We start from the raw sequence: 26,698 nt of genomic DNA on the forward strand, positions 1-26,698 counted from the left end.
TAAAAATCAGAAACATGAAAAATAACATAGCACTTCCGCAGAACGGTTTCTGCAAAACCAATAATAGTTTTATAATGCTGGCACTGCATGGGTTATTAGCATTGTCTTTCTTGAACTCCTGCGACAATTATGTCGAAGTTGACCTGCCTAAATCTCAGCTGACCTCCGATGCCGTATTTGAAGATGCAGAAACAGCAAATGCAGCAATGGCAGGTTTGTACACGAAACTGAGAATGAACGGCATTCTGGCGGGCAGCACAACAGGCCTATCCTCCATGCTCGGTCTTTTCACAGATGAATTCAATTACTACCAGCTCAACAGCGTAAGCAATTTATATAATAACAGTCTTACCGCGGGAACGCCGCAGGTAAGCGACATCTGGAATCAAAGCTATAATCAGATATATGCGGCAAACAGCATTATTGAAGGGATCCAAAAGTCCGCAGCCATAGTGCAGGATCAAAAGAATCAGCTGATGGGCGAAGCACTGTTTGTTCGAGCACTGCTACATTTTACCTTAACAGGCATTTACGGTGATATACCTTATGTCACCACAACGGATTATACAATTAACAGCAAAATCTCAAAAGTTCCTACAGTCCAAATATATCAGAAAGCTATTGAAGATCTTACTAGAGCGGTAGGCCTTCTCACTGAGAAATATATTTCAAATGAGCGGATCCGGCCTAATCGAAGCGCCGCCATAGCCCTGCTTGCAAGACTCTATCTGTATATGAAATTGTACCCAGAAGCCTCTAGCGCCGCATCTGGAGTAATCAATAGCCCATTATATAAAAAAGAAAGCAGTTTAGACAGGATATTTCTAAAGGGCAGCACCGAAACAATCTGGCAGATAATGCCTGGAACTGCTGGCGGCAATACTCAGGAAGGCGATCTATATATTTTTAAGGCTGGCCCTCCGCCCATTGTTGGTTTAAGAGAAGATTTCATCAATGCATTTGAGCCTGGCGACAAAAGAAAGTCCCAGTGGACTGCAATGGTTACTAATGGTGTTCAGAGGTGGTATTATGCCTATAAGTACAAACAGGACCAGCCTACTGCCAACTCAATGGAATATTCTATTGTGCTTCGTCTGTCCGAACAATATTTGATACGTGCGGAAGCTAGAGCTATTCAAGGAGATCTTACTGGAGCGAAAGAAGATCTGAATATCATCAGATATGCCGCGGGGCTTTCAGATACAGCTGCCCTTTCTTCCGAAGATATTATAGCCGATATTTTACAGCAGCGCCGTTTTGAACTGTTTACAGAATTTGGCCAGCGGTTCTTTGACCTGAAACGCTTTGAAAAACTCGATGAAGTACTGGCTCCTATAAAACCCGGCTGGGACGCAAATGACCGTCTGTGGCCGATTCCTGTTTTGGAATTAAATTCAAATCCAAACCTGAATCCACAAAATCAGGGCTATTAGAAATCAATAAAGAAATTTCATTCGATGCGGAACCATTTTAGAATTTTTATTTTGAATTTGTTGAATTTGTGGATTTTGCCATCTGCCTGTCCCTGCATGGGACAGGCACGGCAAATGATGCATGCCACAGAAGACGATTATAACCGCTGGGGGACACTGGAGCTGAAAAGCATTTCAGATAAGGGCAAATGGATCACCTTTGAAATGCGTTATGAAAATGCAATGGACACATTGTTTCTTTGTAACACATCAGCAAATAAAACCTATGCATTTCCAAAAGGAAAGGACGGGAAGTTTGCAGGAGAAAAAACTTTCGCCTTTCTGGATCCTAAATCTAATCTGCAGCTCTTCAATCTGAATTCTTTAAAAACTGCCTTTTTGAAAGATGTCGCAAACTATGAGCTTCCCCGTGGAGGCAAATTCATTCTTACGTCCTCAGCTAGGCAAAATAAAGGCAGACTGCTGATTCTATACAATGATAGTGGCAAAGTGCTGTATACACTTGACGGCATAGCAGAATACGTTTTGAATTCTCAAGGTGACGCTTTGCTCTACACGACCAAAGAGAATAATTGCTATGAAGCCGGCGTATTCCATTTCGACAAGTGCAATCGTGCTCCTATCACAGAAAAAAGTCCGTATAAGCTTTTTAAACTCACTTGGCAGGACAATGAGCGTAATGCCGTATTTCTTTCTTTAAGGGACTCAGTAAGCAATAAAACAGAGCTCCATTATTACAGAGCTCGAGACAATAGTCTTTTTTCATTTAATTTGAATGATAAGAAACCCGGCACAGACCTGATTATCAATCCTAAGTTACCTCTTCAGATTTCTAAAGATGGAAAAAAAGTGTTCTTTACGCTAATACGAAACAGGGAGGCTGATTCAAAAAGCAAAAATGAAACAGTTGAGGTATGGAATGGGAATGATAAATCACTTTATCCTACAAGAAGCAAGGCAGAAAACGGAGCAGAAACTCCGAAAAAAACGGTCTGGTTTCCTGAAACTGATTCCTTCCTCGAGCTCAATGGCAATGAGCATTTCACCTTTGGAATAACCGGAAGACAGGATTTTGCTGTAATCTTCAATAAAAAACCCTATGGGCTTCAGGATAAATATTATGAAGAAGCGGATTTTTACTTAAAAAAATTAAACAGCGGCAGCACCATTTCATTTCTAAAAAAGCAGTCCATAGATCCGGCGCAGATGAAATTTGATCCTTCCAGTAACAGGATTCTATATTACCGTGAGAAAAACTGGCAGATTTATGATCCGCTTAATGGACAGCATATAAACCTCACAAAAAGTGCAAAAATTTCTTGGGACAACGATTCCGAACCTTCAATTAGGAGCCAGTTCGGTCCCTATGGTTACGCAGGATGGAGCATCGATGGAAAAAACATTTTATTGTACGACCAGTACGATATCTGGCTGTTCGCGGCTGACGGTTCGTACAGCAGACGTTTGACAAAAGGACGCGAAAAAAATATTTCCTTCCGTCTAAATAATCACTCTCTAAACAAGACCTTCTCCATGGCGGAAGATTTTACTCTTCAGAGCAGGAACATGAAAGACCATTCGACAGGGTATCATGTTCTGAGTTTTAAATTAAGGGAAAAACTGATTGTATCTGGAAGCAAAAAATTCGAAGCGCTGCTGCAAAGCCAAAACAATATTTTTGCCTATACATCCCAGACTTATAATAAGCCTCCCCGAATTGAACTAAAAAAAAGCGATGCTAATCCTTCTGTACTATTTGAATCGAACCTGCATCAAGAAAAATACGGCTATGGAAAATCAGAAATGGTATACTACCATAATACAACAGGTGAAAAGGTCAAGTCAGCACTGATTTACCCAGCAGGATTTGATCCTTCTAAAAAATATCCGATGATTGTGTACATTTACGAGAACATGTCTAATCTTGTGAATAATTACCAGAATCCTTCCATGCAAAGCACCATTGGATTTAACATCACAAACTACACTCTTAATGGATACTTTGTGCTTCTGCCTGACATCTTCTATAAAAAGGGAAATCCTGGAATATCAGCCTTGGAATCTGTACAGTCCGCCGTTAATGCTGTCCTAATGAAAGGCTCCGTCGACAGTAACAGAATCGGACTATATGGGCATTCCTTCGGAGGATACGAGGCTAATTTCATTATTTCGCAGACAGGACTATTTGCCGCAGCAGCATCTGGTGCCGGGATCAGCGACATTATTACATACTATTTTAACATCAGCAAAAATGGAGTTGCCCAGTCAGAGATGTGGCGATTTGAAAGCCAGCAGTACAGAATGAGAAACTCCCTTTTTGAAGAAAAGGAAAACTATCTTAAAAATAATCCGCTTTTAAATATCGGCAAAGTAAGTACTCCTTTACTGCTCTGGTCAGGCAAGGAAGACCGTGTTGTTCCGTATACGCAAAGCGTGTCATACTACCTTGCGCTTCGAAGGATGAAAAAGCCAACGGTAATGCTAATCTATCCAAAAGAAGACCATAACCTTAAAAAACACGAAAATCAGGCAGATTTAAGCAGAAGAATGATGGAGTGGTTTGACTATTTTTTAAAAGATAAAAAAACGGCCGAATGGATTGCAGAAGGAACTTCCAGCGACTAAGCCGAATAAAAAAATGCAGCTTCAATTTGAAACTGCATTACTTTTTGTTAATAATTTGATTCATCTACAGGCGGCGCAATTGGACATTACAATCACTATTTTCATTAATTTTTCCATAGGCCTCAAAAGAACCGCTGGTACATAATTGTCCGTTTCCTGGCTCACAGTTTACAGTTACAGGCTCACAGTCGTCCTCTGCTGGATTGTGGATATAAGCCTGAATTACCGCAGATGTTTTACTTTTTTCCGCATCACCAGTACTAGCAGCGCCAGCGCTTGCTAGAGCAAATGCTGCCACAGGCAGAACAAATGCTTTTAAAATTGTTGATTTCATAATATTTAAAATTTAATTATTAAATAGCGACCTACTCTTTTCTACAGGTTTTCGGTCAAAGCTCCTGCTACCGGCCGGTATATTTTTAATATTTTCTTACTATTTGATTCTTGAATTAATTCTTTTGCCATACCCATACTTGAGCAGATAGTGCCCTGAAATGGCATATAGGGCCGAGTCTGCCGCAAAAAAGCTTCCCATTTTTACATTCTGCTTTTGATCATAGACATAAAAACTAAGAACATAATTCTGTTTCGCAATATCGTAGACATCAATTACGGTCGCATTTTTCCACACCTTACCATCTTCGTATCTTCCTTTAAGCATTGAATTGACAAAAAGCAGTTTTCCGAATACAGAAGTGTTTCGGTTTACGGTATAAGGAGGCGCACCTAATTTTATATCTCCAGACTTTTCTAATTTTACCACTTTTAATTTTGCGTGCACCGTGGTGTCAATCGTGTGCGGTCTCGACTTAACTTTGAGATTATTCTCAGCAATGATATACTGGTTCCTATAATAATAAGTGAATACTATCTTTTGCAGTTTATCGCTGTACTGCAGAGTTCCGTCTGTGTCAAAAATTCCATCCTTTTGCTTTTGAAATACCACATTACTATACTTAATTTTTGGTGCTGGATATCCTATTCCATAACCCATGATATTTTCGCCTGCTGGAGGCTTTTGAGTGCGGAAGGCAAATTGATTAGCACCAAGGAAAACAATGCTGGAAAAATGGAACTTTCCCTCTGTAAGTACCGATGCCTTCCAGTCTGAAACCAGTCCTCTGTAAATGACTGGCACAGTGCCATCCATAACATAAAAATAAGGATAGTGGATTCTAACCTCCACGGCTTTATAGCTAAAGTTTTCACGGTCTAGGATAATGGTATGCTTAACTTTCTTTTCGAAATTCGAATCTGTTTCAAGTATCTCGAGAGGAGCTTTCCAATTCCCTAAATAGATTTTTTCACCATGAACTCCTGCAACATAATAGGAATAGTTTCGAAGATCAAGCATATTGGTCTTTGCAGCGGATGCTTTGGGAAAACGTCTTATAAAAGGATTTTCATTCTCCATTATATCTTCTGAAAAAACAAATAAAACCGCCACCAAGCCGGCACTGGTTGCTGCCACACCAAAAAGCTTAAATAAAACGTAATTATTACCTGACCAAATCTTTACAGCTGCCATTGCAAAAAACAGAAAAGCAATATTAAAAACAAGATGTTCACCCCATCCCATCTTCTCTAAAATGCCTCCGCATGAGCACGGTACAAATGAACTGAAATTCAGTATAATAACAATGTATGCCGTAAACATGGTCATCAGGGCAGATGATAACCAAAGCGCCAAATATTTAGTCTTTGGAAATGCTAGCAGAAATGAAATAATTATTTCGGTCGCAATCACACCCACTGATATGAAATTAGCAAATGGGCTTAAGAGAGGTGACTGTCCAATCTGAGCGCGGAAATTTTCAAAATCTATGAGCTTGCTTACTGCAGCATATACAAAAAGTAGAATAAATAGTAAGCAGACTACCTCTATGAAGTACTTTTTAAAAGCTGGCTCTAATTTAGATATCATGATTTTGCAATTTAAATTCCACTATGTAAAATTCTGAATTACAAGTCAATAACACTTATATTATCGGGAGCGATTATTACTCAGTAAGGATTAATCTTTTTCACTTATAAAAAAATGACCTGTTTTGTTTCGGCCTATTTCTTTTGGGGAAAGTCCAAACTGCTTCTTGAATGATTTAGAAAAATTAGGATAACTGTTAAAACCGTTCATAAACGAAATATTTTTCAAAGGAATATCGGTCTGCTCTATCATAAGGTAGGCCCTTTTAAGTCGCTGTTCAGTATAAAACTTGTAGACACTTGTATGGAAAAAATACCGGAATCCGTCTTTGAGTTTAAAATCGTTTGTCCCAAAAAGTCTGGCAATTTCCTTTATTGAAGGCAAAGGCTCCGCCAAATTCGCGAGTACGTAATCGTAAACTCGCTGCATCAGGCGCGCATCAGCCTTTTTAAAATTATGCGGCCTTTGCTCCTTTGTTTCATATAGTTCCGGTACAGCGTCATCAAGCTGAAGAAAGGGAGCTATGAAGCTGAGTACTGTAAACTTACCGTCCGATAATCTTGATACCGAGCATTCGGCACTTACTATCAGCTTTTTATATGTTATGAAATTTAGCGTAATGATTTCACCTGATAGAAGAAGTTCCTCCAGCGCTTTTCTCTCCAAATCAGACATTTCCGTAAAGTCGTCCAACAAAAATTCCTGTATTGGCCTGCTGAGCATCTCAATCGAATCATAACCCAAAATTTTCAAAGCCCCTTGATTTACATCCTTTATAGAATGATTTTCATCTAAGATAAAAGTTGCAGGTGTCACCATCCTGTGAGTAATATATGGATTAACAAAACCTGAATGAAAAGCGGACTCCTTAAGTTCTTCTGCTACCATGTTGACAAGGACAACCAAGGTTTCAATTTCGTCGTCATAGCTGCTCAAAGGGATTTGGTTATTGAAATTGCCCCTTGCCATTTCAAATAACATCTTGTGCATCGATACCATCCGCTGGCGGTTGTGAGGGCTTTTCATTTGTGTTAATATTTAGTACTTGTATCTATCTGTTTAAGAGTAGTTCTAAACGAAATTCGCTAGATAATCCAATGCCTCTTGCTCCACGGTAAAAATTCGCGTAGGCACGGACGGCTTGCTAATTTCAAGATAGAAAGTGCTCATAGTCATGGAAACATTTTCACTCCCAATGAGAGCGACTGCTTTTGCAAGCAGTGATCCAGATTTTGCAAGATAGTCTCGGGCTGCTTTGTCAATTGAGGCAATTCCCCTGGTATCGCAAAATACAGGAAGATGCCTTTCATTTTGAAATGCAATCCTGTCTGCAACCACGCGCATAGCGACTTGCAAATCTATTGCAGTATTAGGTTTATATTCGAAAAAGAGGATTCCCTTTTCAATCCAAAACCTTGCATTTTGATTCTCAAAAGATTCATGTGAGGCAATCATGACCTGTTTGTTTTTAAACTTGAAATTTAACAAAATTATAAAGATTTAGAAACATTGTCATTGTCAAATATGGATTTTTTCTTGCAAAACATTGTAATTTGTTGTCAAATCGGGAATTACCCTTGCCAAATTGGGAATAAAATATCTGCAAGTAAAAGAGCTTTCGATTTTTATAATGAATTTTAGGCATCTAATTTTCAGACAATTACAAAAACACAGATCTAAACCTAAAAATTTAATAAGAGATGGCAAAAATCAAACACAATAATTTTATCGATACAGTAGACACTGTTTTTACTAGTGCAAAGGATCAAGGAATGCTACAGCTATACACCGAAGGTGAATACTTAAATGGCCGGACCATCAAAATTAACGGAAACGAAATGCTCCATTTTGGCACTACGGGATATTTAGGACTCGAACAGGATGAAAGGCTAAAAGAGGCTGCAATAAATGCCATACGTAATTACGGGACTCAGTTTCCTCTTTCTAAAACTTATCTTTCGCATCCTTTATATGCTGAATTGGAAAGCAAGATTGAGCAGATGTACGATATACCGCCAATCATAACCAAGAACAGTACCCTTGGACATATGGCCATCATTCCCACCCTGATAAGAGATGAAGATGCAGTAATTTTAGACCATCAGGCGCATTGGAGTGTGCAGAATGCCTGTCAGGTTCTAAAGCTTAGGGGAATACCAGTGGAGATGATACGCCATAATAACCTCCAAATGCTTGAAGACAAAATTCGAATGTTCAGCGGTAAACCGGGCAAAATCTGGTACATAGCGGACGGTGTTTATTCTATGTACGGAGATTACGCGCCGGTACAGGAGCTGTTGAACCTTGCCCGAAAGTATCCGCAGCTCCACCTCTATTTTGATGATGTCCATGGAATGAGCTGGAAAGGAAAAAATGGGACAGGTTTTATATTTGACGCAATTGGAACGTTACAAGAAAATATTGTGGTTGTCAGCACGCTGAGCAAGACATTTGGTGCCAGCGGTGCAACATTTTTCTGCAGCGATCGTAAATTACACGAAAAAATTAAAACTTTTGGCGGTCCTCTAACCTTCTCGGCTCAGCTTGAACCGGCATCAGTTGCCGCCGCAATCGCATCGTGCGACATCCATCTTTCTGCGGAAATCTATAACCACCAAGCTGAACTTGCCAAAAAAACAGCCCATTTCAGCAAGCTCCTTTCAAACAGCAGCCTGCCCCTAGTCTCTGATAACGACTCTCCCGTTTTTTTTCTTGGAATGGGGACACCCGCTACTGCTTATAATTTTACCAAACGTCTCTATTCAGAAGGTTTTTATCTCAACCTTGGTATCTATCCGGCAGTTCCTATAAAAAATACCGGAATCCGTATCACGATATCTGCGCATAATAAAATTGAAGATATTTCAGAACTTGCCCGTGCAATGGATCACCACTTCCAGAAAGCCGTGGAAGAAACCGGAAGCAGTGATGAAAAAATACGGCAGGCTTTTAGAATGGATGTCAGAAGAAAACTCCCTGCTAAAAAACAGCAAATAGCACTGCTTCATATTGAAGAGCAAACAACAATAATGAATATCGACAAGCAGCAATGGAACAAATATTTGGGCACTCATAATATCCTGGATTGGAACGGTATGAATTATCTTGAACAAACTTTCTCCGGTAGCGAGGATCCCGCCACCAAATGGGATTTCTTCTATTATATAATCCGGGACCAAAACATGCAAGTTGTTTTAATGACGTTCTGCACATTCGGGATATGGAAGGATGATATGCTATCTACAGAATCAGTTTCAAGACACCTTGAAGAAATTCGAAAAACAGATACCATGCATATGACTTCCAAAGTATTAAGTACCGGCTCATTGTTTACTGAGGGACTGCACTGCTATATTGATAAAGATCATCCTCTGGCAGAGCATTCAATGAGGATACTATTAAATAAGCTTGAGGAATCATACAATTCGCTGGATGCCGACATGCTCGTTCTTCGTGATTTTGAAATCGGATTCCGCTGGGATGAAATGATAAGAAACCAAGGATATTTCAGGATCGATATGCCTGAATCATGTGTTATCAATAATAAAAACTTCCCAGAAATTGAGAATTATGGTTCACTACTTTCCACTCGTTCCCGTCAGCATTTTAATCGGGAAATACTGCCGTATGAAAAATTCTATGATGTTGAAATAAAAGATTGTCTGACAGAGGAAGAGCTAAACAGGGCCTACCGTTTGTATAGCAATGTAAAAGAGCGCAACCTTGCTATAAATACTTTTCCATATAGCAGGGAAGTGTTTAAAAAAATGAACAGCTGTCCAAACTGGGAGTTTATAATCCTGACCCTCAAAGATGCCCCTGAAGAGAATTTCGTTGGGATAATGTTCTGTTATAAAAATTCAGGAAATGTATATGTACCTGAACTTATCGGCATGAACTACATTGCTGGCGATGGCCTCAACTTGTACAGACAGCTTTTGTACCAAACAATCAAAAGAGCACGAGAACTTAGAATTGGACGAATCGATTTCGGCATATCGGCAAGTTTTGAGAAGAAAAAACTTGGAGCTTCTATAATACCGAAGGTTGCTTACGTACAAGCCCGGGATAACTACGCTATGGAACTCATGCAGACACTGCAGAATGAAGCCAATACCGCACGCTAATATAATACATTTTAATTTCCAACGAAAAGTAACGCTATAATGTATCTGGGCAGTAATACCCATGCTTTTCCTTGTTCAAATAAATCTAAATTCTGTTGCCATGATAAGATCTACATGTGAGAACGCACTTCAGGTTATTCGAAAAGCAGAACAGGAATTCAGCTTAGATCCTGAACATATAATTGAAAAATCCTACCACATGACTACCGTGCTCCGAAACTTGCTTTGTACGGTCAAAAAAAATGTGTTAGAAAAAGGTTTCTCAGATGAAAATGAAGAAATTAATTTTTTTAAAAGTATCAAACCCCAAATACTGGGAAAACTGATTTTCTATAATAAAGTTTTCCGAATTGAAGCTTCCTGTCCGGTTGTAACCGGTAAAATGCATCATAAATATTTTTCCAATGAGCTTAATCTCCTCAAGCAAGAATATAAAGAGCACTTTTATAACACTGATTTTTATCGCTATTATCGCACGGGAAGAACCGAATGGGACCATCATTTCTTTTGTCGGGGAAAAATAGACCTTCATGAAGGAGTTAATAGTTTTGTTTTTGAAATTGACACTCAATTTTCTACCTATTATGATTATAAGGTAGCTCGTATAATTGCTAATGAACTGCTTTACAGTTACCTCGTTTCTAAAATTGAACCTGACACCCAGCAGGCGACCATTTTTTCAGACGGAAACGTAGCTAACAGAGATTTTTTCTGGACAGATTCAAAGAATGCTCTGATCGAATTAATTTACGCACTTCACGCATCGGGCAGTATTTCTCATGGAAAAGCTGGCATTCGCAAAATAAGTATGGTTTTCCAGCTGCTGTTTAGGATCCAACTCGGCGATGTCCATCATGCCTACCATAGGATGAAAGACAGGACTGACAGCAAAAGCATTTTTCTGGATCAGCTGAAATTATCGCTTAAACAGCACATGGAAAAAGAGGTCTAATTTTTTTTAAACTTGCAATTTTCTTGCCAATGAGGTGCAATTGGCATCAAATGGCTACTAGTATATAATTACTTCTATATGCTCAATTCCCCCAGTAAATCAGCAACTCATCTTATTTTTCATTCAGTTAAAATTTTCATAAAACAGCATTTTACATTGGCTGATATTGGCAATGAAAAACTTTTGCCATTAGCAATTTTGCATCACTAATGTAAAACAAACAGTCATGAATATAGACAGAATGGAATTCATTTCCTGGATGGAACGAATCATAGAACGTTTTGATCTTTTGAGCGCGCATATCAGTGAACTTGAAAAAAAACGCGGAAGTGTTGACGGCGAAGAGCTATTGGATAATCAGGATATATTGCAGATGCTTAAAATAAGCGGGAGATCACTCCAGCGTTACCGATCAATCGGCAGGCTCCCCTACTATACCATCAGTGGAAAAATATATTATAAGCTATCAGACGTACACCAGTTTATCAGAGAAAGTATTAATGTCCGAATGCCAAAAACATACGCCAAGGAGTGAAAAATAAGGCCAATAGATTCCAGCTTTTAGTGAGCTACTTTTCAACTTTTAATTTCGCAATTGAATTTAAAATTAAAGATCATGAGCGAACAAATTAAAGATACACTAAATACTCCTGAAGAGTTGTCAGATATACTGCTGGTATTCGATAAAGAGAAAAAGAAAATCATGGCGGTAAAAGGCATTGACCAAAATGGTAATCTGGAAACCGTTGACCCTACCCACAAAAATCAGAATCAGTTCATGCGGGTAGACAAGCACGGGGATGTGTTTTCAAATTTCTTTTCAAATTTTTTCAGCCAACTGAAGAACCCAACTAATTTTTCGTTCTTCAAAATCCCTGCTGTGCTGGCTGTTGATACTTCAAAAGAGATGCAGAAACATTTAGATCATCCTACACCTGAAGGTGAGCAATTAATGAAGCAGCACGAACTAAAAGATTATAATCAAAAAAATGAAATTAATATGGAAACAGCACAAACAAATCCGGAAACAAGTGAATACAAATACAAACCGGAACAGATCGATTGGGAAACATTAAACCATTTGGGTTTAAGCAAAGAAAAACTTGAAAAAATGAGCCTGCTTGATCCGCTACTCAAAGGATACAAAACAAATGAACTTGTACCGGTAAGTCTTAATCTTGGTACTGCAGTAACAAGAATGGATGCCCGTTTATCTCTTAAACACAATGACGAAGGACAGGTCGTATTGGCCATTCATGGCATCCGAAAAGAACCTAATCTGAATTATCCTTTTTTCGGTCACGAGTTCAGCAAGGAAGATAAAGACAATCTTATGCAAACGGGCAATATGGGACGCGTAGTAGATCTCACCAATCCGAAAAACAATGAGATCATGCCCTCCATTATCAGTATAGACAGGCTGACCAATGAGGTGATAGCACTGCGCACGGATTTCATTAAAATTCCCGATGAAATTAAAGGAATTAAGCTGAGTGAAGAGCAAAAGCAAACCTTGCTGGAAGGGAAGCCGCTTGCTTTAGAAGGAATGTTTTCCAAGAAAGGAACAGCCTTTGATGCATCTGTGCAATTCAATGCAGATAAACGTTTTGTTGAATTTCTCTTTGACCGAAATGATTCTAATAAACAGACACAAGGCAATCAGCAGAACCAAACTCAGGGAGCACCTAAAAACTTTAGAGATAAGGAACTCAATAATGAGCAATACCAAAAGCTCAAAGATGGTCAGACGGTTTATATCAGCGGCTTAGTGGATAAAAAAGGAAAAGAATACAATGGATATATCACCTACAACAAGGAAACCAATAAAACAGATTTTTCATTTCAAAATCCAGATAAAATCAAAGAACAGATAAAACCTTCTGAAGCCCATAAAACGCAGACCGCTGTCAATACCGAAGGCAAAACTAATGAAGCTACTAAGAACATAAAGGAGCCACTAAAATCAGGTCAGACAAATCCTGATGACAAGAAACAACAAGAACAACAAGAAGAATCTAACTCAACTGCTAAATCAAAAGGGCGTAAAATGTAATAAAATATGATAACAATTATTGCAGAAAAGCCCAGTGTAGCAAGGGAAATAGCCGTTATAATCAGAGCCACCGAAAAAAAAGATGGCTACCTGACAGGTAACGGCTATTTTGTTACATGGGCACTGGGCCATCTTGTAGGATTAGGGATGCCCGAAGATTACGGCATCACAGGATTTGACAAAGCATCACTGCCGATACTTCCAAACCCTTTTTTACTGACTGTCAGAAAGGTCAGTAAAAATCAAGGAGATTCTGTAGATACAGGAGCGCTAAAACAACTAAGAATCATTAGAGAGCTCTTTGACAACAGCGATAATATTATTGTCGCCACCGATGCAGGACGTGAGGGCGAACTCATTTTTAGGTACATATACGAATACTTGAAGTGCAATAAACCCTTTAAGCGACTTTGGATAAGCTCCCTTACTGAAAAAGCCATTAAAATAGGTTTTGATAATCTCAAAGACGGAAAAGAATTTGACGGATTATACCAGGCAGCACAAGCCAGAAGCCGTGCCGACTGGCTAGTGGGTATCAATGCCACACAAGCGCTCTCCATTGCATTAGCAAACGGGGTTTATTCACTCGGAAGAGTGCAGACGCCTACATTGGCTTTAATATGCAAACGCTATCTGGAAAACAGGAGTTTCAAAGTAAAAAATTACTGGCAGATACAGTTGTCCCATAACAAAGAAATGATAGATTTTAAAAGTATCTCAAAAATCAAATGGGAAGACAAAAAACTAGCCGCTGATGTGTTGAAAGCCATTGCGCGAAACCGAACGGCAATAATTACATCCCAAGTGACCAAAAGCGTTACAGAGCAGCCGCCTTTATTGTTCGACCTTACCGGCCTGCAAAAAGAAGCTAATAAAAAATTAAACCTTTCTGCGGAAGAAACCCTCAACATTTCCCAGAGCCTTTACGAACAGAAATTTATCACATACCCACGTACCGCAAGCAAATACATTCCTGAAGATATGTGGGCAGAGATTCCTAATCTTGTAAGAGCTTTACAAAAGAGGGAAAATATTAAACAAAACCTATCTCAAATGAAATGGCGCCGTTTTAATAAACATATCGTGAATGATTTGCGTGTCACTGACCATCATGGATTATTAACTACTGATAAAATGCCATCAGCCCTGAATCCAAAGGAAAATGCGATTTATAATATGATTGCCTTTCGGTTACTCGAAGCCGTTTCACAACCCTGCATCAAAGAGATAACTGATGTCGACTTACAGGTACTGCATTATGATTTTACATCAAAAGGCTGTAAGATTATAGAATCCGGGTGGCGTTCCATTAGAGGCAGTTTCCTCGATGATGATACAGAACATGTAATGGATTTGCCTGAACTGAAAAAGGACGATGAACTTAAAATAAAAGAAGCTTCCGTTCTGGAAAAGAAAACCAAACCGCCTGTGCTTTACACTGAAGCAGGCCTTTTGTCAGCTATGGAAAGTGCCGGAAATGATATCGAAAATCAAGGTGAGCGAAAGGTTTTGCAAAATTTAGGTATCGGCACTGCAGCAACAAGGGCATCAATTATCGAAATATTGTTTACCCGAAATTACATAAATAGGGAAAAGAAATCTCTGGTACCAACCGAAAAGGGATTATTGGTATACGAATTGGTCAAAGAAAAAAAAATAGCAGATGTGGCGATGACTGCCCAATGGGAACTTGCATTGGAAAAAATCGAAAACAACGAATCAGATGCAGGAAAATTTCAAAAGCAAACGGAAAATTACGCTGCATCTATTGCCAATGAATTGTTGCAGACCCCAATTGCCAAAAACAACTTGCCAGACCTCATCTGCCCTAAATGTAGAAGCCAACAACTTATCATACGTGACAAAATAGTAAAATGTCCTGAAGAAACTTGCAACTGGATACAGTTCCGCAATGTCTGCGGTGCGCAAATCAGTATGGACAATATTAAAAGTCTTGTCAGCAAGGGTACAACTTCACTCATTAAAGGAATGAAAAGCAGGTCAGGAAAGAAATTCGATGCATACATCGTACTGAACGATAATGCCGAAACTACCTTTGAATTTGCCAAAAACAAAAGCTTCCCAAGTAATGGAAAATAAACCTACCCTTAGCACTATGGAAATCAGAAATCAGATTTATTCCATACGCGGAAAGCAGGTTATGCTCGATAGCAACCTTGCTTCCTTATACCAGGTTGAAACAAAGAACCTCAACAAAGCCGTAAAAAGGAATATAGAAAGGTTTCCTGAATCCTTTTGTTTTCAATTGAATGAAGAGGAAGCTGAAATCTTGAGGTTCCAAATTGGAACCTCAGGTTTGAGTTATGGTGGAAGACGCTATTTACCTTATGTTTTTACCGAACAGGGTGTTGCCATGGCTTCCGCTATACTGCGTTCCCACATTGCCGTTAAGGTCAGTGTAGAAATTATGGAAGCCTTTGTAGAAATGCGTAGAATACTTATGAGCAACGCCTCTCTTTTTCATCGATTAGATAAGATTGAATTCAAACAATTAGAGGCGAACCAAAAATTTGAAGAAATTTTTAAGGCTTTGGAAAGCGATAAGCTCCATAGCGAAAAAGGGATTTTCTATAGCGGGCAGATTTTTGATGCCTATGCCTTTGTTTCCGATATTATCCGAAATGCCAAAAACTCAATTATCCTACTGGATAATTATGTCGATGACACGGTACTAACTTTACTGGGTAAACGCAGCAATGATGTCACCGCAACTATTTATACCAAAAGTATTAGCAATCAGCTGCGGCTGGATGTTCAGCGATACAACAGCCAATATCCCAGGATTGAAATCGAAATTTTCTCTGATGCTCACGACCGTTTTTTGATAATTGACGATACGGAACTCTATCACATTGGAGCCTCGCTCAAGGATTTGGGTAAAAAATGGTTTGCCTTTTCAAGAATGGATATTGAGGTTGGCAAAATGCTGCAAATTTTGAACAATTAAATAAATTAACCCTCTGAATAATTCGAGGGTTTTGTTTTATTTTGGACTTACAGAAAAGCCTGGCCCTGGTCAAAACTTTAACTTAGCATCTAATTTTACTCGCTTTTCTTAGTCCTATCCTTTTGTATCAAATGCTTTAAATTTGGATCATTCTTTATACGTTCCAATTCGGTTTCTATAACTAGTATAATATCCGTTTTTACCTGCCTGTAATTTTCCTCTATTGCCTGTTTTATATTGTCTTTCCCGTTTTCGTCAATAAAAGATAAGATTTCAGGAATTTTTTGATAATCTTTAGTTTCTGAAGTAACTTTTACATTATCCACGACAATTTCAGCATGAAAAATTTTCTGCTCGATGCGTTCATCAAAATTGTCTGATACAGAACCAACAAAAAAGCCTTGTGTCAGGGTGGATATTTTGGAAGCCGGTATAAGACTGTCCAATTGAGTTGATATTGAAGTTGATGTATCGTTGCGGTTGATGCTCATGCTCTGCCTTTTCTGCAATACTTTCCCGAATCTTTCCGACAGGCTTTTTGCAGTTTCGCCGACCACTTGGCCGCTAAAAATATTACCTACAGTATTCTGAATTACCTTGCTCTCTTTGTCGCCATAATCCCTTGTCAGCTGGGAATAATCCTGAAAGCCCAAACAAACAGCCACCTTATTACTTCTGGCGGTTGCAATAAGGTTATCCAGTCCCCTAAAGTATATAGTGGGCAGCTCGTCTATGATAACAGAACTCTTCAATTGGCCTTTTTTGTTAATGAGTTTAACGATACGTGAATTGTATAATCCCAGCGCAGCAGAATAGATATTTTGGCGGTCAGGATTATTGCCTACGCATAATATCTTAGGTTCTTTGGGATTGTTGATGTCCAATGAAAAATCATCTCCTGTCATAACCCAGTACAGTTGAGGCGAAATCATTCTTGACAAAGGGATTTTTGCAGAGGCTATCTGTCCCTGCAACTGATCCTGTGCACCTCCCTGCCACGCGTCCATAAAAGGCGACAGATAGTTTTCCAAATCGGGATATGAGGTTAAAATCGTAAATACGTCTGAGTATTTTTTATTCAAGAGTTCTATCGCGTGTGGGAATGTGCAATATTTACCGTCGTCATAAATTTTCAGGTACCAAATGATTGCAGCCAAAAGTATAATCGGGCTCTCGACGAAAAAATCGCCCTGCTTCTGTATCCAGCTACGATTGAGGTTCAGCATTATCGTATATGCTGCTTCGTAAGCATCCGAGATATCCGTCATGAAATCAGGATTAAGAGGATTACAACGGTGGCTCTTTCGGGGGTCATCAAAGTTGATGACATAGAATTTTGGTTGTACTTTGTATTTATCGCTGTGCTTCAATAAATGATTATATGCAATGGTAGAAAGGTCATCAAATTTGAAATCGTAGATGTACATTGAAAAACCTTTCTCAATCTGCTGTTTGATGTAATTGTTTACAATTGCATACGATTTTCCTGAGCCTGGAGTACCTAAGACAATCGTTGCCCGAAAAGGATTTACAATATTTATCCAACCGTCATTCCATTTGTTTTTATAATAAAACTTCGTGGGAAGATTGACAGAATATTCGTTTTCCATCAATTTAGTTTCCTGCTGAAAGCTTTCGTTCTCGTTGTTAAAAACATCGTCCATTAGATTGTTCCGAAGCAAGCGGCTCATCCAGACGCCGGATACCATTAAAGCGATATAACCTAAACTAGTGCTAAGGATATAAAGAATTATGGAGATAGTTATTGATAGCCTTAATAAAGGTGTGTTCAGAAAAAACAGAACAAAGCCAATTGCTAAAGTCATATAAATTTTAGCCCATGTTATCTTCTGGTTTTTAACTCCCTTTGAACCCAGGCAGCTTAATGCTAATAACACCAGGGCAAATACTTTGGTATAAAGAGTATGCGAGAACAATCCCACGGTACGCTGAAAATTGCCTAATATTTTGTTGATTACCTCCAATGTCCAGCCCCGATCTATAAAGTAACCGTAGCAAAACCAATAAAGGTGCATCAATATCAATAGGATACTTACTGCCCGCATAAAAGCCATAATTTTGGCTAATCCTCTTAAATCATCTTCTCCCTGCATCTCAAAACATTTAATGTTGTTTCATGAATTTAAATACGATAAGAACTGCTAGTATTAAAGTGGTTGAAAATGGCGGCAAGCGGCAGTGTTTGACTGATTTGTTAAAATTTAAATTTTAAGGTTACGGAAAACCGTAATAACTGCTTTTTAAAAGCTCTTAATTTTAGGAAATTTTAAATTAATAAATTATGGTAGAATTTGATGAAAATGACTTAGTCAATAGTGATTATGTAAACACGACCACCACTGGTGACAATCCCAATTACACGGCTATTCGTGACAGAGAACGTGTAAATAAAAAAGAACGCTATGAAGTCGTCTATTTTTGCGATGCTTTTGTAAAGAACTATCAGGTTCCGAAAACCAAAGCAAGTTTTCAAAAGGTCGAGAGAATAATAAGACTATCTGAAGCCAGCAGCATTGTAATGAGAGACCAGCTAAATAATTTTGTGGCTCAAAACTGGAATTTACTTTAGCCTTTTTAACTAAGCTATCCGATAAAACCGTCGGCTTTTCGGATAGCTTTGATTCTATCCTTATCTGCCTTCCCTCTTTTTTCTTCTCTTCTTCATTCTATTAGCAAAATCTTGTTCCTGATAATCTTCTCCATTGGCTTCTGGCAATAAGGTACCAAATGCATCAATTAAATCGCCTTCGTGCTTTTGCGCAGTATTCAGGAAGTCGAACAAATGATGAGGTTCATCTGGCGGAAGATCTGCATTATTTGCTGTGGATATTTTTGATTGCAATTTAACCGGGCCTTTAATTTCAGGCAAGATATTATTGTTCCAATAATCATTAAAAATATTGGCAGATAGTTCTTTTCCCAATCTGGAGCCGTTCCACACTGTTTTAGAATTATGGTCTATAAAGGTAATTCCGTAAATACGTCCTGTGTCATTTCTACGTGCCACCACATTAATTCCTTGCTCCACTAACTGTTTTTTAAAAGCCTCCTCGTCACTTGTTAATTGCAGGGCAATGGTAACGGCAGCTTTAATGGTCGGCTTTGCCGGGTGGTTTTTTAAAGTTTCTTTGTATTTTGCATAATTCAATTCCAGAGCCGGCAGTCCGGCATTCTTTCCAAATAAAGAAGCCTTGAAAGGATGTCCGGCTCTTTCGCCTTTTTCATTCAAAGGGATATATAACAAACCCTGCTGCATTTTTCCTTTCAACTCGCCCTGCACTTTTTCTGTGGTAATATTAAAAAGAGAAAGCAAGGCATTAAATTCTCCTAAAGTTTGGAATTGATAGTAGTTATGAAGATGACGAACTATGGAAGCTATCTGACTTTTAACATCACCTGCCTTATAATCTACAGGACGGAAAACTTTGTCTATCTGTTTATGCTCTTTATCTGTTGCAGGTATCAATCCATATTTCCTTTCAAGTTCACGGCAGACGTTCATAGAGCGCATTTTCTCATAACTATCCGAAATCTTTTTACCCTGTTCATCAACGCACACCGATACAATATGGATATGGCTTCGGTCAATATCAGTATGTTTGAACACCACATAAGGCTGCTGTCCATAACCCATTTCCTGCATATACGCATCTGCCATTTCCATGAACCTGTCGTCACTTACTTTGTCTTTCGGATCGGGATTAAGCGAGATATGCAACGTATGTTTCTCTGTATTGCGGTTGGCAATGAGATAAGGAGTAAAAGATTGGGCTAATTGTGCAACGGAATAATTACCGCTAGCGGTTTCAATTACCTTATTGCCATACAATATCTCCCCTTTTTCATTCTCAACTTTGAGCTGGTTGTAGGCTAAAGCTCCGTATAAATTTGCGCTTCTTCCGATTTTTGCTATCATTTCTAAGGCTGTTTTTTCAGATATTTTGCGTCAAATTCTTCAGTTATCTTTATGATTTTTTGGCATAGTGCCGCCATTTCAGCAGTTTGTTTTTCCAATTTATAGAGAAAAGCCGCCGCCTTTTTCTCGGAAAAATGATGGTACAATAGCTTTACAATCTGATTATAATTGACGCCTACGGAGCGGAATTGACTGTGAAACGAAGTCAACCGCATATAAAAATCAACTGTTCCTTTGTCAATTTTAATCGTTTTCATCTCCTTGCTGAACAACAGCGAGGTGATAAATTTTGCTTTGTTGGGAATTCCCGATGTTTCAAAAAGCGATAAAAGTTTGGCATTTTCCGTATCCGTCAGACGAAATACATGGCGGTGGATGCTCGGGTCGCTTTTGGGCGTGCGTCCACCCTTGTGCTTTTTATTGTTATTGTTCTCCCTCATTATTTATCCATTATTAAATTTTATATAAAAACCTGACTTCGGAAGGTTTTTTCAGCCCCCGGCAAGGCAAGTTGTTTTGAGGCACTAACTCGGTTTAGAGTGCCTCAAAACACAACTTGCCGTGTTCTGGTGAACACAAAAATCCGCCCTTCGGGACGGATTAAATGTAACAGGGAAAACGGCTTGAAGCCGTTTCATTATGCTCCGTTTTTTCAGTAGTCGTTGCATAAATCCTTTAATAAAAATTCATTTTACAAAGTAAATCCCTGTTTATAAAAGGATTGTAATATGAAGAAGTACCAAACACTTCCTTTAAGCGACAAGCAATGCCACACTCATACAGTTCAACAAAAATGATTAGTCCTTTGTGTTTGAATGTTGGCAGGAGGACAATCAGCCCGTACTTCAGGACATGTATATTTGGCTCATTCCAGATTGCATATCGTCTGGTTTTCATGATTGCAAGAATGCAAGATCGCAACAATGCGGTAATGTTGGAAAGCGTGACGGCATGACGTGAGACTATCCTGAATTCCTGAAGGATTAGCTGAAAGAATATAAGCAAGATGGAATTCCCGCCTGACTAGATACAGGAGTGAATGCAGTGATGCTGTACTTAAAAAAAGCGGGCAATCAGAAATGCCGGCCGACCTTACAGCTATCCTGCTAAGTTGTCAATATGAAATCAATGTAACCTCCAAACTGTATTGCTATATATCAACTTTAAATTCTAAAATATGAACACACAAAAGAAACCTCTGTTTATCGCCTTTTCTTCTCAAAAAGGCGGTGTTGGCAAAAGTACATTTACAACCCTTCTAGCAAGTGTGCTGCACTATCGGTTGGGCTATAACGTAGCCGTATTTGATGCGGATTTTCCACAGCATAGCCTTGTGAAAATGAAGACAAGGGATTTGGCAATGGTAATGGAAAACGAGGCTTTAAAAAAGCTGGCGTATAGACAGTTTACTACCCTCAGCAAAAAAGCCTATCCCATTATGCCGTACAAAGCGGACAGCGTACTGGAAGCAGCTCAAGAGTTTGTAAATGATTCTCCTACGCCCGTTGATGTTGTATTCTTCGACCTGCCCGGAACCGTAAACACGCCCGGCATCCTGAAAGCATTGGCAGGAATGCACCACATTTTTAGCCCGATCACGGCCGACCGTGTGGTAATGGAAAGTACACTGATCTTCACACAGCTTTTGCAGGATGTGATTATGAAAAAAGGGGAAACTTCCATAGAAACTATTAACCTGTTCTGGAACCAGGTTGACGGCAGGGAAAGCACACCTTTGTATAAAGTGTATAACCAACTTATTGAACAATTAGGTTTAAGCCTTATGCAAAGCCAAATCAAAAGCAGCACACGTTTTCGCAAAGAAAGTGAAGCAGACAGCAAAACCGTTTTCCGTTCCACGATAATGCCTCCAGATGAACGCTTGATGAAAGCATGTCAATTAGACCTTTTCATAGACGAATTTTTAAAAATTATTCAATTGTAGATTTATGGAAAAGGAAAATAAGAGAAAAACCCCGCCGGACATTAATGAAGAATTGATGATGGACCTGATGGTTGACGGCGTTAAAAAAGAAGGGATACAGTTTCCGCCTGAACCAATGGAAGAGACACAAAAGATAGATGTAAAACAGGAAGAGTCACTGTCGATTAAACCTGTACAAAGGGAAAAGAACCGAGCAAAGAAAAGTGTTGACGGAAGTTATGGGAGCCACTTTTTGAAAACCCACTCAATGACCAAGCGTGGAGAGAAGAGTATTTACATACGTCAGGAATATCACGAACGTTTGTCCCGCATTGTTCAGGTAATAGGGAAAGATCAGATACCGCTGTATGCTTATCTCGACAATATTCTCGAACATCATTTTGAAATATTTGAGAAAGCAATTACTGAAGATTTTAATGAAAAGTTTAAACCCATTTTTTAATATTATGATTATGAAAAATTTATTTAAGAAAACCAAGCTGCCTGTACAAATCGGGCAATACAAAGACATTTTTTTACAACCAACAGAATTTATAGCCAGAAACGGCAAGTCGGTATATATCAGTGAGGATTTTCACAGGAAGATATCCCGTATTGTTTTTATTCTCGGCGATGGAAAAATCACAATCTCAGATTACATGTATAATGTACTAACGCAGCATTTTCAGGATTTTGGAGAGGATATAGAGACGCTGCATATTGAAAAACAAAAAACAATTCTTTGATTATGGAAACAGTTATTGTGATATGCCTGCTAATAGTCATAGTCCTTCTTATGCAGGACAAGATTATCATTCAAAATAGGTTTAGGCAACAGCAGCCGAAAAAAGAAAAAGTTAACCCGAACCTGCCAGATATTATGGGTCAGCCCAAGCCTGTAAGAAGCCTTTCAGTCCCAAACAATGCCAATGAAAGCCAAATCGAGGAAACAGAGGTGGATCCCCATAATTTTGACATTGAATACGACGAAAATGAAAACATAGTTGTTCAAATTCCGCAGGAAGAACTGGATGAAGTTTTCAGTAATATGCCTGATTTTGAACAGGAAGAAGAAGAATGGAACAGGTATGGAATATCCGGCGCAGATGACGGTTTTGCCCAAGGGGTTACCTTCGAGGAACTAAGCTCCGTGGGGATGCTGCTTCAAAAAGATAAATTGGAGCCCTCTCAACAGGAAACAGCGATAGCGTTAGTTCAGAAAATACAAGGAACCGAATTATTCAGCCTGCTGGAAAATTCCATAGAAAGTGCTTCCCGAAAAATAGCCGAACTATTGGACGGGAGCCTTTCTTTTGAAAAGGATTCAAGATCTTCCTATCTGCGGAACATTAATTTAAATGAATTTGATATTGGGGAGTATGTCTGAAAGGGCATACTCCTTTTCTCGTTTAACTAAATACGTCAAACTTAAAATGTCTGACGTTTTTTTTATGCCCAAACACTAAGAATAGCGCCACAGCTAGTCAACTGATTCCACAGATAGCCACTTCACTACAGGCATTCGATATTCATTACACTTTTGTTGCCAGAGCCCGCGTAGAGCGGGAATACAGTAACAATCTAAAGTGTTTCATTATGCAAAAACAAAGAAAAAAATTCCTGCCGGCAGTAATCATACTACTGTCATCCTTAAAGTTATCGGCGCAGGGAAACGGAACAGCAGGCATCACGGAAGCCACCCAAATGGTTACCTCCTATTTTGATCCTGCTACACAGCTCATCTACGCCATTGGAGCTGTGGTTGGTCTGATCGGCGGGGTCAAGGTGTACAATAAATTCAGCAGCGGAGATCCCGACACCTCAAAAACCGCGGCGAGCTGGTTCGGCGCCTGTATCTTCCTTATTGTCGCGGCTACCATCCTTCGCTCCTTCTTCCTTTAACCTTGCCTATGAATACTTACAACATCAACAAAGGCATAGGAAGAACAGTCGAGTTCAGGGGACTCAAGGCACAGTACCTGTTCATCTTCGCAGGAGGGCTGCTTGGAATACTTATCCTGGTCATGATTTTATACATGGCCGGGACGAGTTCCTATATCTGTCTTTTTCTCAGCGCAGGCGGCAGCTCGCTACTTGTCTGGCAGACCTTCTCGCTGAACAGAAAGTACGGGGAACACGGACTGATGAAAATTGGGGCAAAAAAAAGACACCCCCGTTACATCATCTGCCGCAAGCCAGTACCACGTTATTTAAGATCAACCGCTAAATCCAGCATCGTATGAGAAACGCAGCCAAGACCACAACACTGGAAAGCAGATTTCCGCTGCTGGCAGTAGAGAACAACTGCATCCTTTCTAAGGATGCGGATATTACCGCCTGCTTTGAAGTCCGTCTGCCTGAACTCTTCACTGTGGCTTCGGCCGAATATGAAGCGATTCATTCTGCCTGGCATAAGGCTATTAAGACCCTACCCGATTTTACAATTGTCCATAAACAGGATTGGTACATCAGGGAGAACTATGATCCTGAAATGGACAAGGATGTACAGAGTTTTCTGGCCAGGTCTTATCAGCGGCACTTTAATGAGCGCCCGTTCCTCAACGATTACTGTTATCTGTTTCTTACCAAGACCACTAAAGAGCGTATGCGGATGCAGAGCAATTTCTCCTCACTATGCAAAGGTGTACTGATACCAAAAGAAATCAGGGATAAAGAAACAGTTAACCGTTTTATGGAAGCCGTCGCTCAGTTTGAGCGCATTATAAACGACTGCGGATTTGTCAAAATCAGCCGTATGAGCGAAGAAGATATTTTAGGTGAACAAGGCAGGCCGGGGCTGTTGGAACAGTACCTAACCCTTTCAAAGGAATCAGGTACCTCGATGCAGGATATTGTGCTGGGCAGTGAAGAGGTACGCGTAGGAAATAACAGGCTGTGCCTTCATACACTTTCCGACACAGAGGACCTTCCCTCATCGGTATCAGCTGATACGCGATATGAAAAACTGTCCACAGACCGCAGCGACTGCCGTTTATCTTTTGCAGCTCCTGTGGGACTGCTGCTGAACTGCAATCACATTTACAACCAGTATCTGTTTTTGGACAACAGTGAGGAGAACCTGCAGAAGTTTGAGAAGTCCGCCCGAAACATGCACTCGCTGGCACGCTACAGCCGTGCCAATCAGATTAACAAACAGTGGATAGAACGCTATCTGAATGAAGCGCATTCCTTTGGGCTGTCGTCAATCCGCGCACACTTCAATATCATGGCATGGTCGGACGACCCGTCCGAAGTCAAACAGCTGAAAAACGACTGTGGGAGCGCTCTGGCCCTTATGGAATGTAAGCCAAGGCACAATACTACTGATACGGCGGCGCTGTACTGGGCGGGTATGCCCGGCAATGCAGGAGATTTTCCAAGCGAGGAAAGCTTTTACACCTTCATTGAACCGGCATTGTGTTTCTTCACAGAAGAAACCAATTACCATAATTCCCCATCGCCTTTCGGCATCAAGATGGCAGACAGGCTGACGGGAAAACCTATCCATCTGGACATTTCCGACTTGCCGATGAAACGCGGTATCATTACCAACCGCAACAAGTTCATACTCGGTCCCTCGGGAAGCGGCAAGTCTTTTTTCACCAATCATATGGTGAGGCAGTATTATGAACAAGGCGCCCATGTCCTGCTGGTTGATACCGGTAACTCCTATCAGGGATTGTGCGGGCTGATCAATGGAAAAACCCAAGGCGAAGACGGGGTGTATTTTACCTATACCGAGGACAATCCCATTGCCTTTAACCCTTTCTATACCGATGACGGAGTTTTCGATATTGAAAAAAGAGAAAGTATCAAGACGCTCATACTGACATTATGGAAACGTGATGACGAGCCTCCCACCCGCTCCGAGGAAGTGGCACTGTCCAATGCCGTAAGTGGCTATATCGAAAAGATCAAGCGAGATGACACCTTTCCGTCTTTCAATGGCTTTTACGAGTATGTTCAGGGAGATTACCGAAACGTGCTGATAGAAAAACAGGTAAGGGAAAAAGACTTTGACATTGCCAATTTTCTTAATGTACTGGAGCCTTATTACAAAGGCGGCGAGTATGATTACCTGCTGAATTCCGATAAGCAACTGGATCTGCTTTCCAAACGTTTTATAGTCTTTGAGATTGATGCGATCAAAGAGCATAAAATTCTCTTTCCAATCGTAACGATCATCATTATGGAAGTGTTCATCAACAAGATGCGAAGGCTTAAGGGCATTCGAAAACTTATCCTGATTGAAGAGGCCTGGAAAGCTATTGCAAAGGAAGGTATGGCGAATTATATAAAGTATTTATTTAAGACTGTCCGGAAGTTCTTTGGCGAGGCCATTGTGGTGACCCAGGAAGTTGATGACATTATCCAATCCCCTATTGTTAAGGAAAGCATCATCAATAATTCGGACTGCAAGATACTTCTGGATCAGCGCAAATACATGAACAAATTTGATGATATACAGGCCATGCTCGGACTAACAGACAAGGAAAAAGCGCAGGTGTTATCCATTAATATGAACAACGATGCATCACGTCTTTACAAAGAAGTATGGATCGGGCTTGGAGGGACGCACTCGGCTGTCTATGCTACAGAAGTTTCCGCTGAGGAATATCTCGCGTACACGACAGAAGAAACAGAAAAAATGGAGGTGATACAGCTTGCCGCTGAACTTGGCGGCAATGTAGAGCTCGCCATCAAGCAGATCGCCAGCAGGCGCCGCGAACAGGAAAATCAATAATCAATAACAAT

General features: G+C 39.8%; 23 protein-coding genes. 16 read left to right on the forward strand and 7 right to left on the reverse strand.

The genetic code is table 11. The annotated features are described in order from the left end of the window. The first annotated feature begins 14 nt into the window (after positions 1-14). Together ASD98_RS23365 and ASD98_RS23370 are read left to right on the forward strand one after the other, a co-directional pair. Positions 15-1,433: a RagB/SusD family nutrient uptake outer membrane protein gene (locus ASD98_RS23365; protein ID WP_056209667.1), complete on the forward strand. Its 1,419-nt coding sequence runs from the start codon at positions 15-17 to the stop codon at positions 1,431-1,433. Positions 1,434-1,529: 96 nt separating this feature from the next. Beyond that, entirely contained in the window at positions 1,530-4,058 is a 2,529-nt protein-coding gene (locus tag ASD98_RS23370) for a prolyl oligopeptidase family serine peptidase (RefSeq protein WP_056209672.1), read from the forward strand. Positions 4,059-4,122: 64 nt separating this feature from the next. On the opposite strand, the gene ASD98_RS23375 is transcribed toward ASD98_RS23370, so the two are convergent. The 4 genes from ASD98_RS23375 to ASD98_RS23390 all read right to left on the reverse strand — a co-directional run bounded on the left by ASD98_RS23375 (position 4,123) and on the right by ASD98_RS23390 (position 7,437). After that, entirely contained in the window at positions 4,123-4,392 is a 270-nt protein-coding gene (locus tag ASD98_RS23375; protein WP_056209681.1) for a hypothetical protein, read from the reverse strand. Positions 4,393-4,491: 99 nt separating this feature from the next. After that, positions 4,492-5,982, reverse strand: a complete 1,491-nt coding sequence (locus tag ASD98_RS23380; RefSeq protein ID WP_056209684.1) for a DoxX family protein — start codon at positions 5,980-5,982, stop codon at positions 4,492-4,494. A gap of 90 nt (positions 5,983-6,072) precedes the next feature. Further along, the gene (locus ASD98_RS23385) at positions 6,073-7,008 is read right to left on the reverse strand and encodes a helix-turn-helix domain-containing protein (protein ID WP_082577927.1); all 936 of its coding nucleotides are present in this window, start codon (positions 7,006-7,008) and stop codon (positions 6,073-6,075) included. A 45-nt stretch (positions 7,009-7,053) separates the two neighbouring features. After that, positions 7,054-7,437, reverse strand: coding sequence for an STAS/SEC14 domain-containing protein (locus ASD98_RS23390; RefSeq protein ID WP_056209692.1), 384 nt, complete (start codon positions 7,435-7,437; stop codon positions 7,054-7,056). 245 nt (positions 7,438-7,682) lie between these two features. On the opposite strand from ASD98_RS23390, the gene ASD98_RS23395 reads away from it, so the two are divergent. The 6 genes from ASD98_RS23395 to ASD98_RS23420 all read left to right on the forward strand — a co-directional run bounded on the left by ASD98_RS23395 (position 7,683) and on the right by ASD98_RS23420 (position 16,082). Beyond that, on the forward strand, positions 7,683-10,109 hold the full coding sequence (locus tag ASD98_RS23395; protein WP_056209693.1) for a bifunctional aminotransferase class I/II-fold pyridoxal phosphate-dependent enzyme/GNAT family N-acetyltransferase: 2,427 nt from the start codon (positions 7,683-7,685) through the stop codon (positions 10,107-10,109). A gap of 103 nt (positions 10,110-10,212) precedes the next feature. Further along, the gene (locus ASD98_RS23400) at positions 10,213-11,061 is read left to right on the forward strand and encodes an RteC domain-containing protein (RefSeq protein ID WP_369814805.1); all 849 of its coding nucleotides are present in this window, start codon (positions 10,213-10,215) and stop codon (positions 11,059-11,061) included. Positions 11,062-11,287: 226 nt separating this feature from the next. Further along, positions 11,288-11,596: a helix-turn-helix domain-containing protein gene (locus ASD98_RS23405; protein ID WP_056209694.1), complete on the forward strand. Its 309-nt coding sequence runs from the start codon at positions 11,288-11,290 to the stop codon at positions 11,594-11,596. Positions 11,597-11,677: 81 nt separating this feature from the next. Then, a complete protein-coding gene (locus ASD98_RS23410) occupies positions 11,678-13,114 on the forward strand; it encodes a DUF3945 domain-containing protein (RefSeq protein ID WP_056209695.1) in 1,437 nt (478 codons plus the stop codon). A gap of 6 nt (positions 13,115-13,120) precedes the next feature. After that, complete coding sequence (locus tag ASD98_RS23415; RefSeq protein ID WP_056209697.1) at positions 13,121-15,214, forward strand: type IA DNA topoisomerase; 2,094 nt, start codon at positions 13,121-13,123, stop codon at positions 15,212-15,214. After that, the gene (locus ASD98_RS23420; RefSeq protein WP_056209698.1) at positions 15,204-16,082 is read left to right on the forward strand and encodes an ORF6N domain-containing protein; all 879 of its coding nucleotides are present in this window, start codon (positions 15,204-15,206) and stop codon (positions 16,080-16,082) included. The genes ASD98_RS23415 and ASD98_RS23420 overlap by 11 nt, the downstream gene beginning before the upstream one ends. A 95-nt stretch (positions 16,083-16,177) precedes the next feature. On the opposite strand, the gene mobC is transcribed toward ASD98_RS23420, so the two are convergent. Then, positions 16,178-18,196, reverse strand: a complete 2,019-nt coding sequence (gene mobC, locus ASD98_RS23425; RefSeq protein WP_056209699.1) for a conjugal transfer protein MobC — start codon at positions 18,194-18,196, stop codon at positions 16,178-16,180. A 188-nt stretch (positions 18,197-18,384) separates the two neighbouring features. Here mobC and ASD98_RS23430 point away from each other — a divergent pair, with 188 nt between their 5' ends. Further along, positions 18,385-18,672 (forward strand): hypothetical protein, encoded by a 288-nt coding sequence (locus ASD98_RS23430; RefSeq protein WP_056209702.1) that lies wholly within the window; start codon positions 18,385-18,387, stop codon positions 18,670-18,672. A gap of 60 nt (positions 18,673-18,732) precedes the next feature. Here the strand turns inward: ASD98_RS23430 and mobB are convergent, their stop codons facing one another. Together mobB and mobA are read right to left on the reverse strand one after the other, a co-directional pair. After that, positions 18,733-20,019, reverse strand: coding sequence for a conjugal transfer protein MobB (gene mobB / locus ASD98_RS23435; RefSeq protein ID WP_056209705.1), 1,287 nt, complete (start codon positions 20,017-20,019; stop codon positions 18,733-18,735). A gap of 2 nt (positions 20,020-20,021) precedes the next feature. Further along, positions 20,022-20,459, reverse strand: coding sequence for a conjugal transfer protein MobA (gene mobA, locus ASD98_RS23440; RefSeq protein ID WP_056209708.1), 438 nt, complete (start codon positions 20,457-20,459; stop codon positions 20,022-20,024). 737 nt (positions 20,460-21,196) lie between these two features. Here mobA and ASD98_RS23445 point away from each other — a divergent pair. The 7 genes from ASD98_RS23445 (at position 21,197) to ASD98_RS23470 (ending at position 26,687) form a co-directional block, all read left to right on the forward strand. Beyond that, positions 21,197-21,964, forward strand: coding sequence for a ParA family protein (locus ASD98_RS23445; RefSeq protein WP_056209711.1), 768 nt, complete (start codon positions 21,197-21,199; stop codon positions 21,962-21,964). Between the two features lie 4 nt (positions 21,965-21,968). After that, positions 21,969-22,406, forward strand: coding sequence for a DUF3408 domain-containing protein (locus tag ASD98_RS23450; protein WP_056209713.1), 438 nt, complete (start codon positions 21,969-21,971; stop codon positions 22,404-22,406). A 10-nt stretch (positions 22,407-22,416) separates the two neighbouring features. Continuing rightward, positions 22,417-22,689 (forward strand): DUF3408 domain-containing protein, encoded by a 273-nt coding sequence (locus ASD98_RS23455; protein WP_056209849.1) that lies wholly within the window; start codon positions 22,417-22,419, stop codon positions 22,687-22,689. Between the two features lie 2 nt (positions 22,690-22,691). Then, a complete protein-coding gene (locus tag ASD98_RS23460) occupies positions 22,692-23,330 on the forward strand; it encodes a hypothetical protein (RefSeq protein WP_056209716.1) in 639 nt (212 codons plus the stop codon). A 209-nt stretch (positions 23,331-23,539) separates the two neighbouring features. Continuing rightward, positions 23,540-23,845 (forward strand): DUF4134 domain-containing protein, encoded by a 306-nt coding sequence (locus ASD98_RS23465; RefSeq protein WP_056209719.1) that lies wholly within the window; start codon positions 23,540-23,542, stop codon positions 23,843-23,845. 8 nt (positions 23,846-23,853) lie between these two features. After that, the gene (locus ASD98_RS23795; protein WP_082577928.1) at positions 23,854-24,186 is read left to right on the forward strand and encodes a DUF4133 domain-containing protein; all 333 of its coding nucleotides are present in this window, start codon (positions 23,854-23,856) and stop codon (positions 24,184-24,186) included. Then, positions 24,183-26,687 (forward strand): TraG family conjugative transposon ATPase, encoded by a 2,505-nt coding sequence (locus tag ASD98_RS23470; RefSeq protein WP_056209722.1) that lies wholly within the window; start codon positions 24,183-24,185, stop codon positions 26,685-26,687. The genes ASD98_RS23795 and ASD98_RS23470 overlap by 4 nt, the downstream gene beginning before the upstream one ends. Positions 26,688-26,698 lie beyond the last annotated feature (11 nt).

The organism is Flavobacterium sp. Root186 (genome assembly GCF_001428525.1).
Classification (GTDB): domain Bacteria; phylum Bacteroidota; class Bacteroidia; order Flavobacteriales; family Flavobacteriaceae; genus Flavobacterium.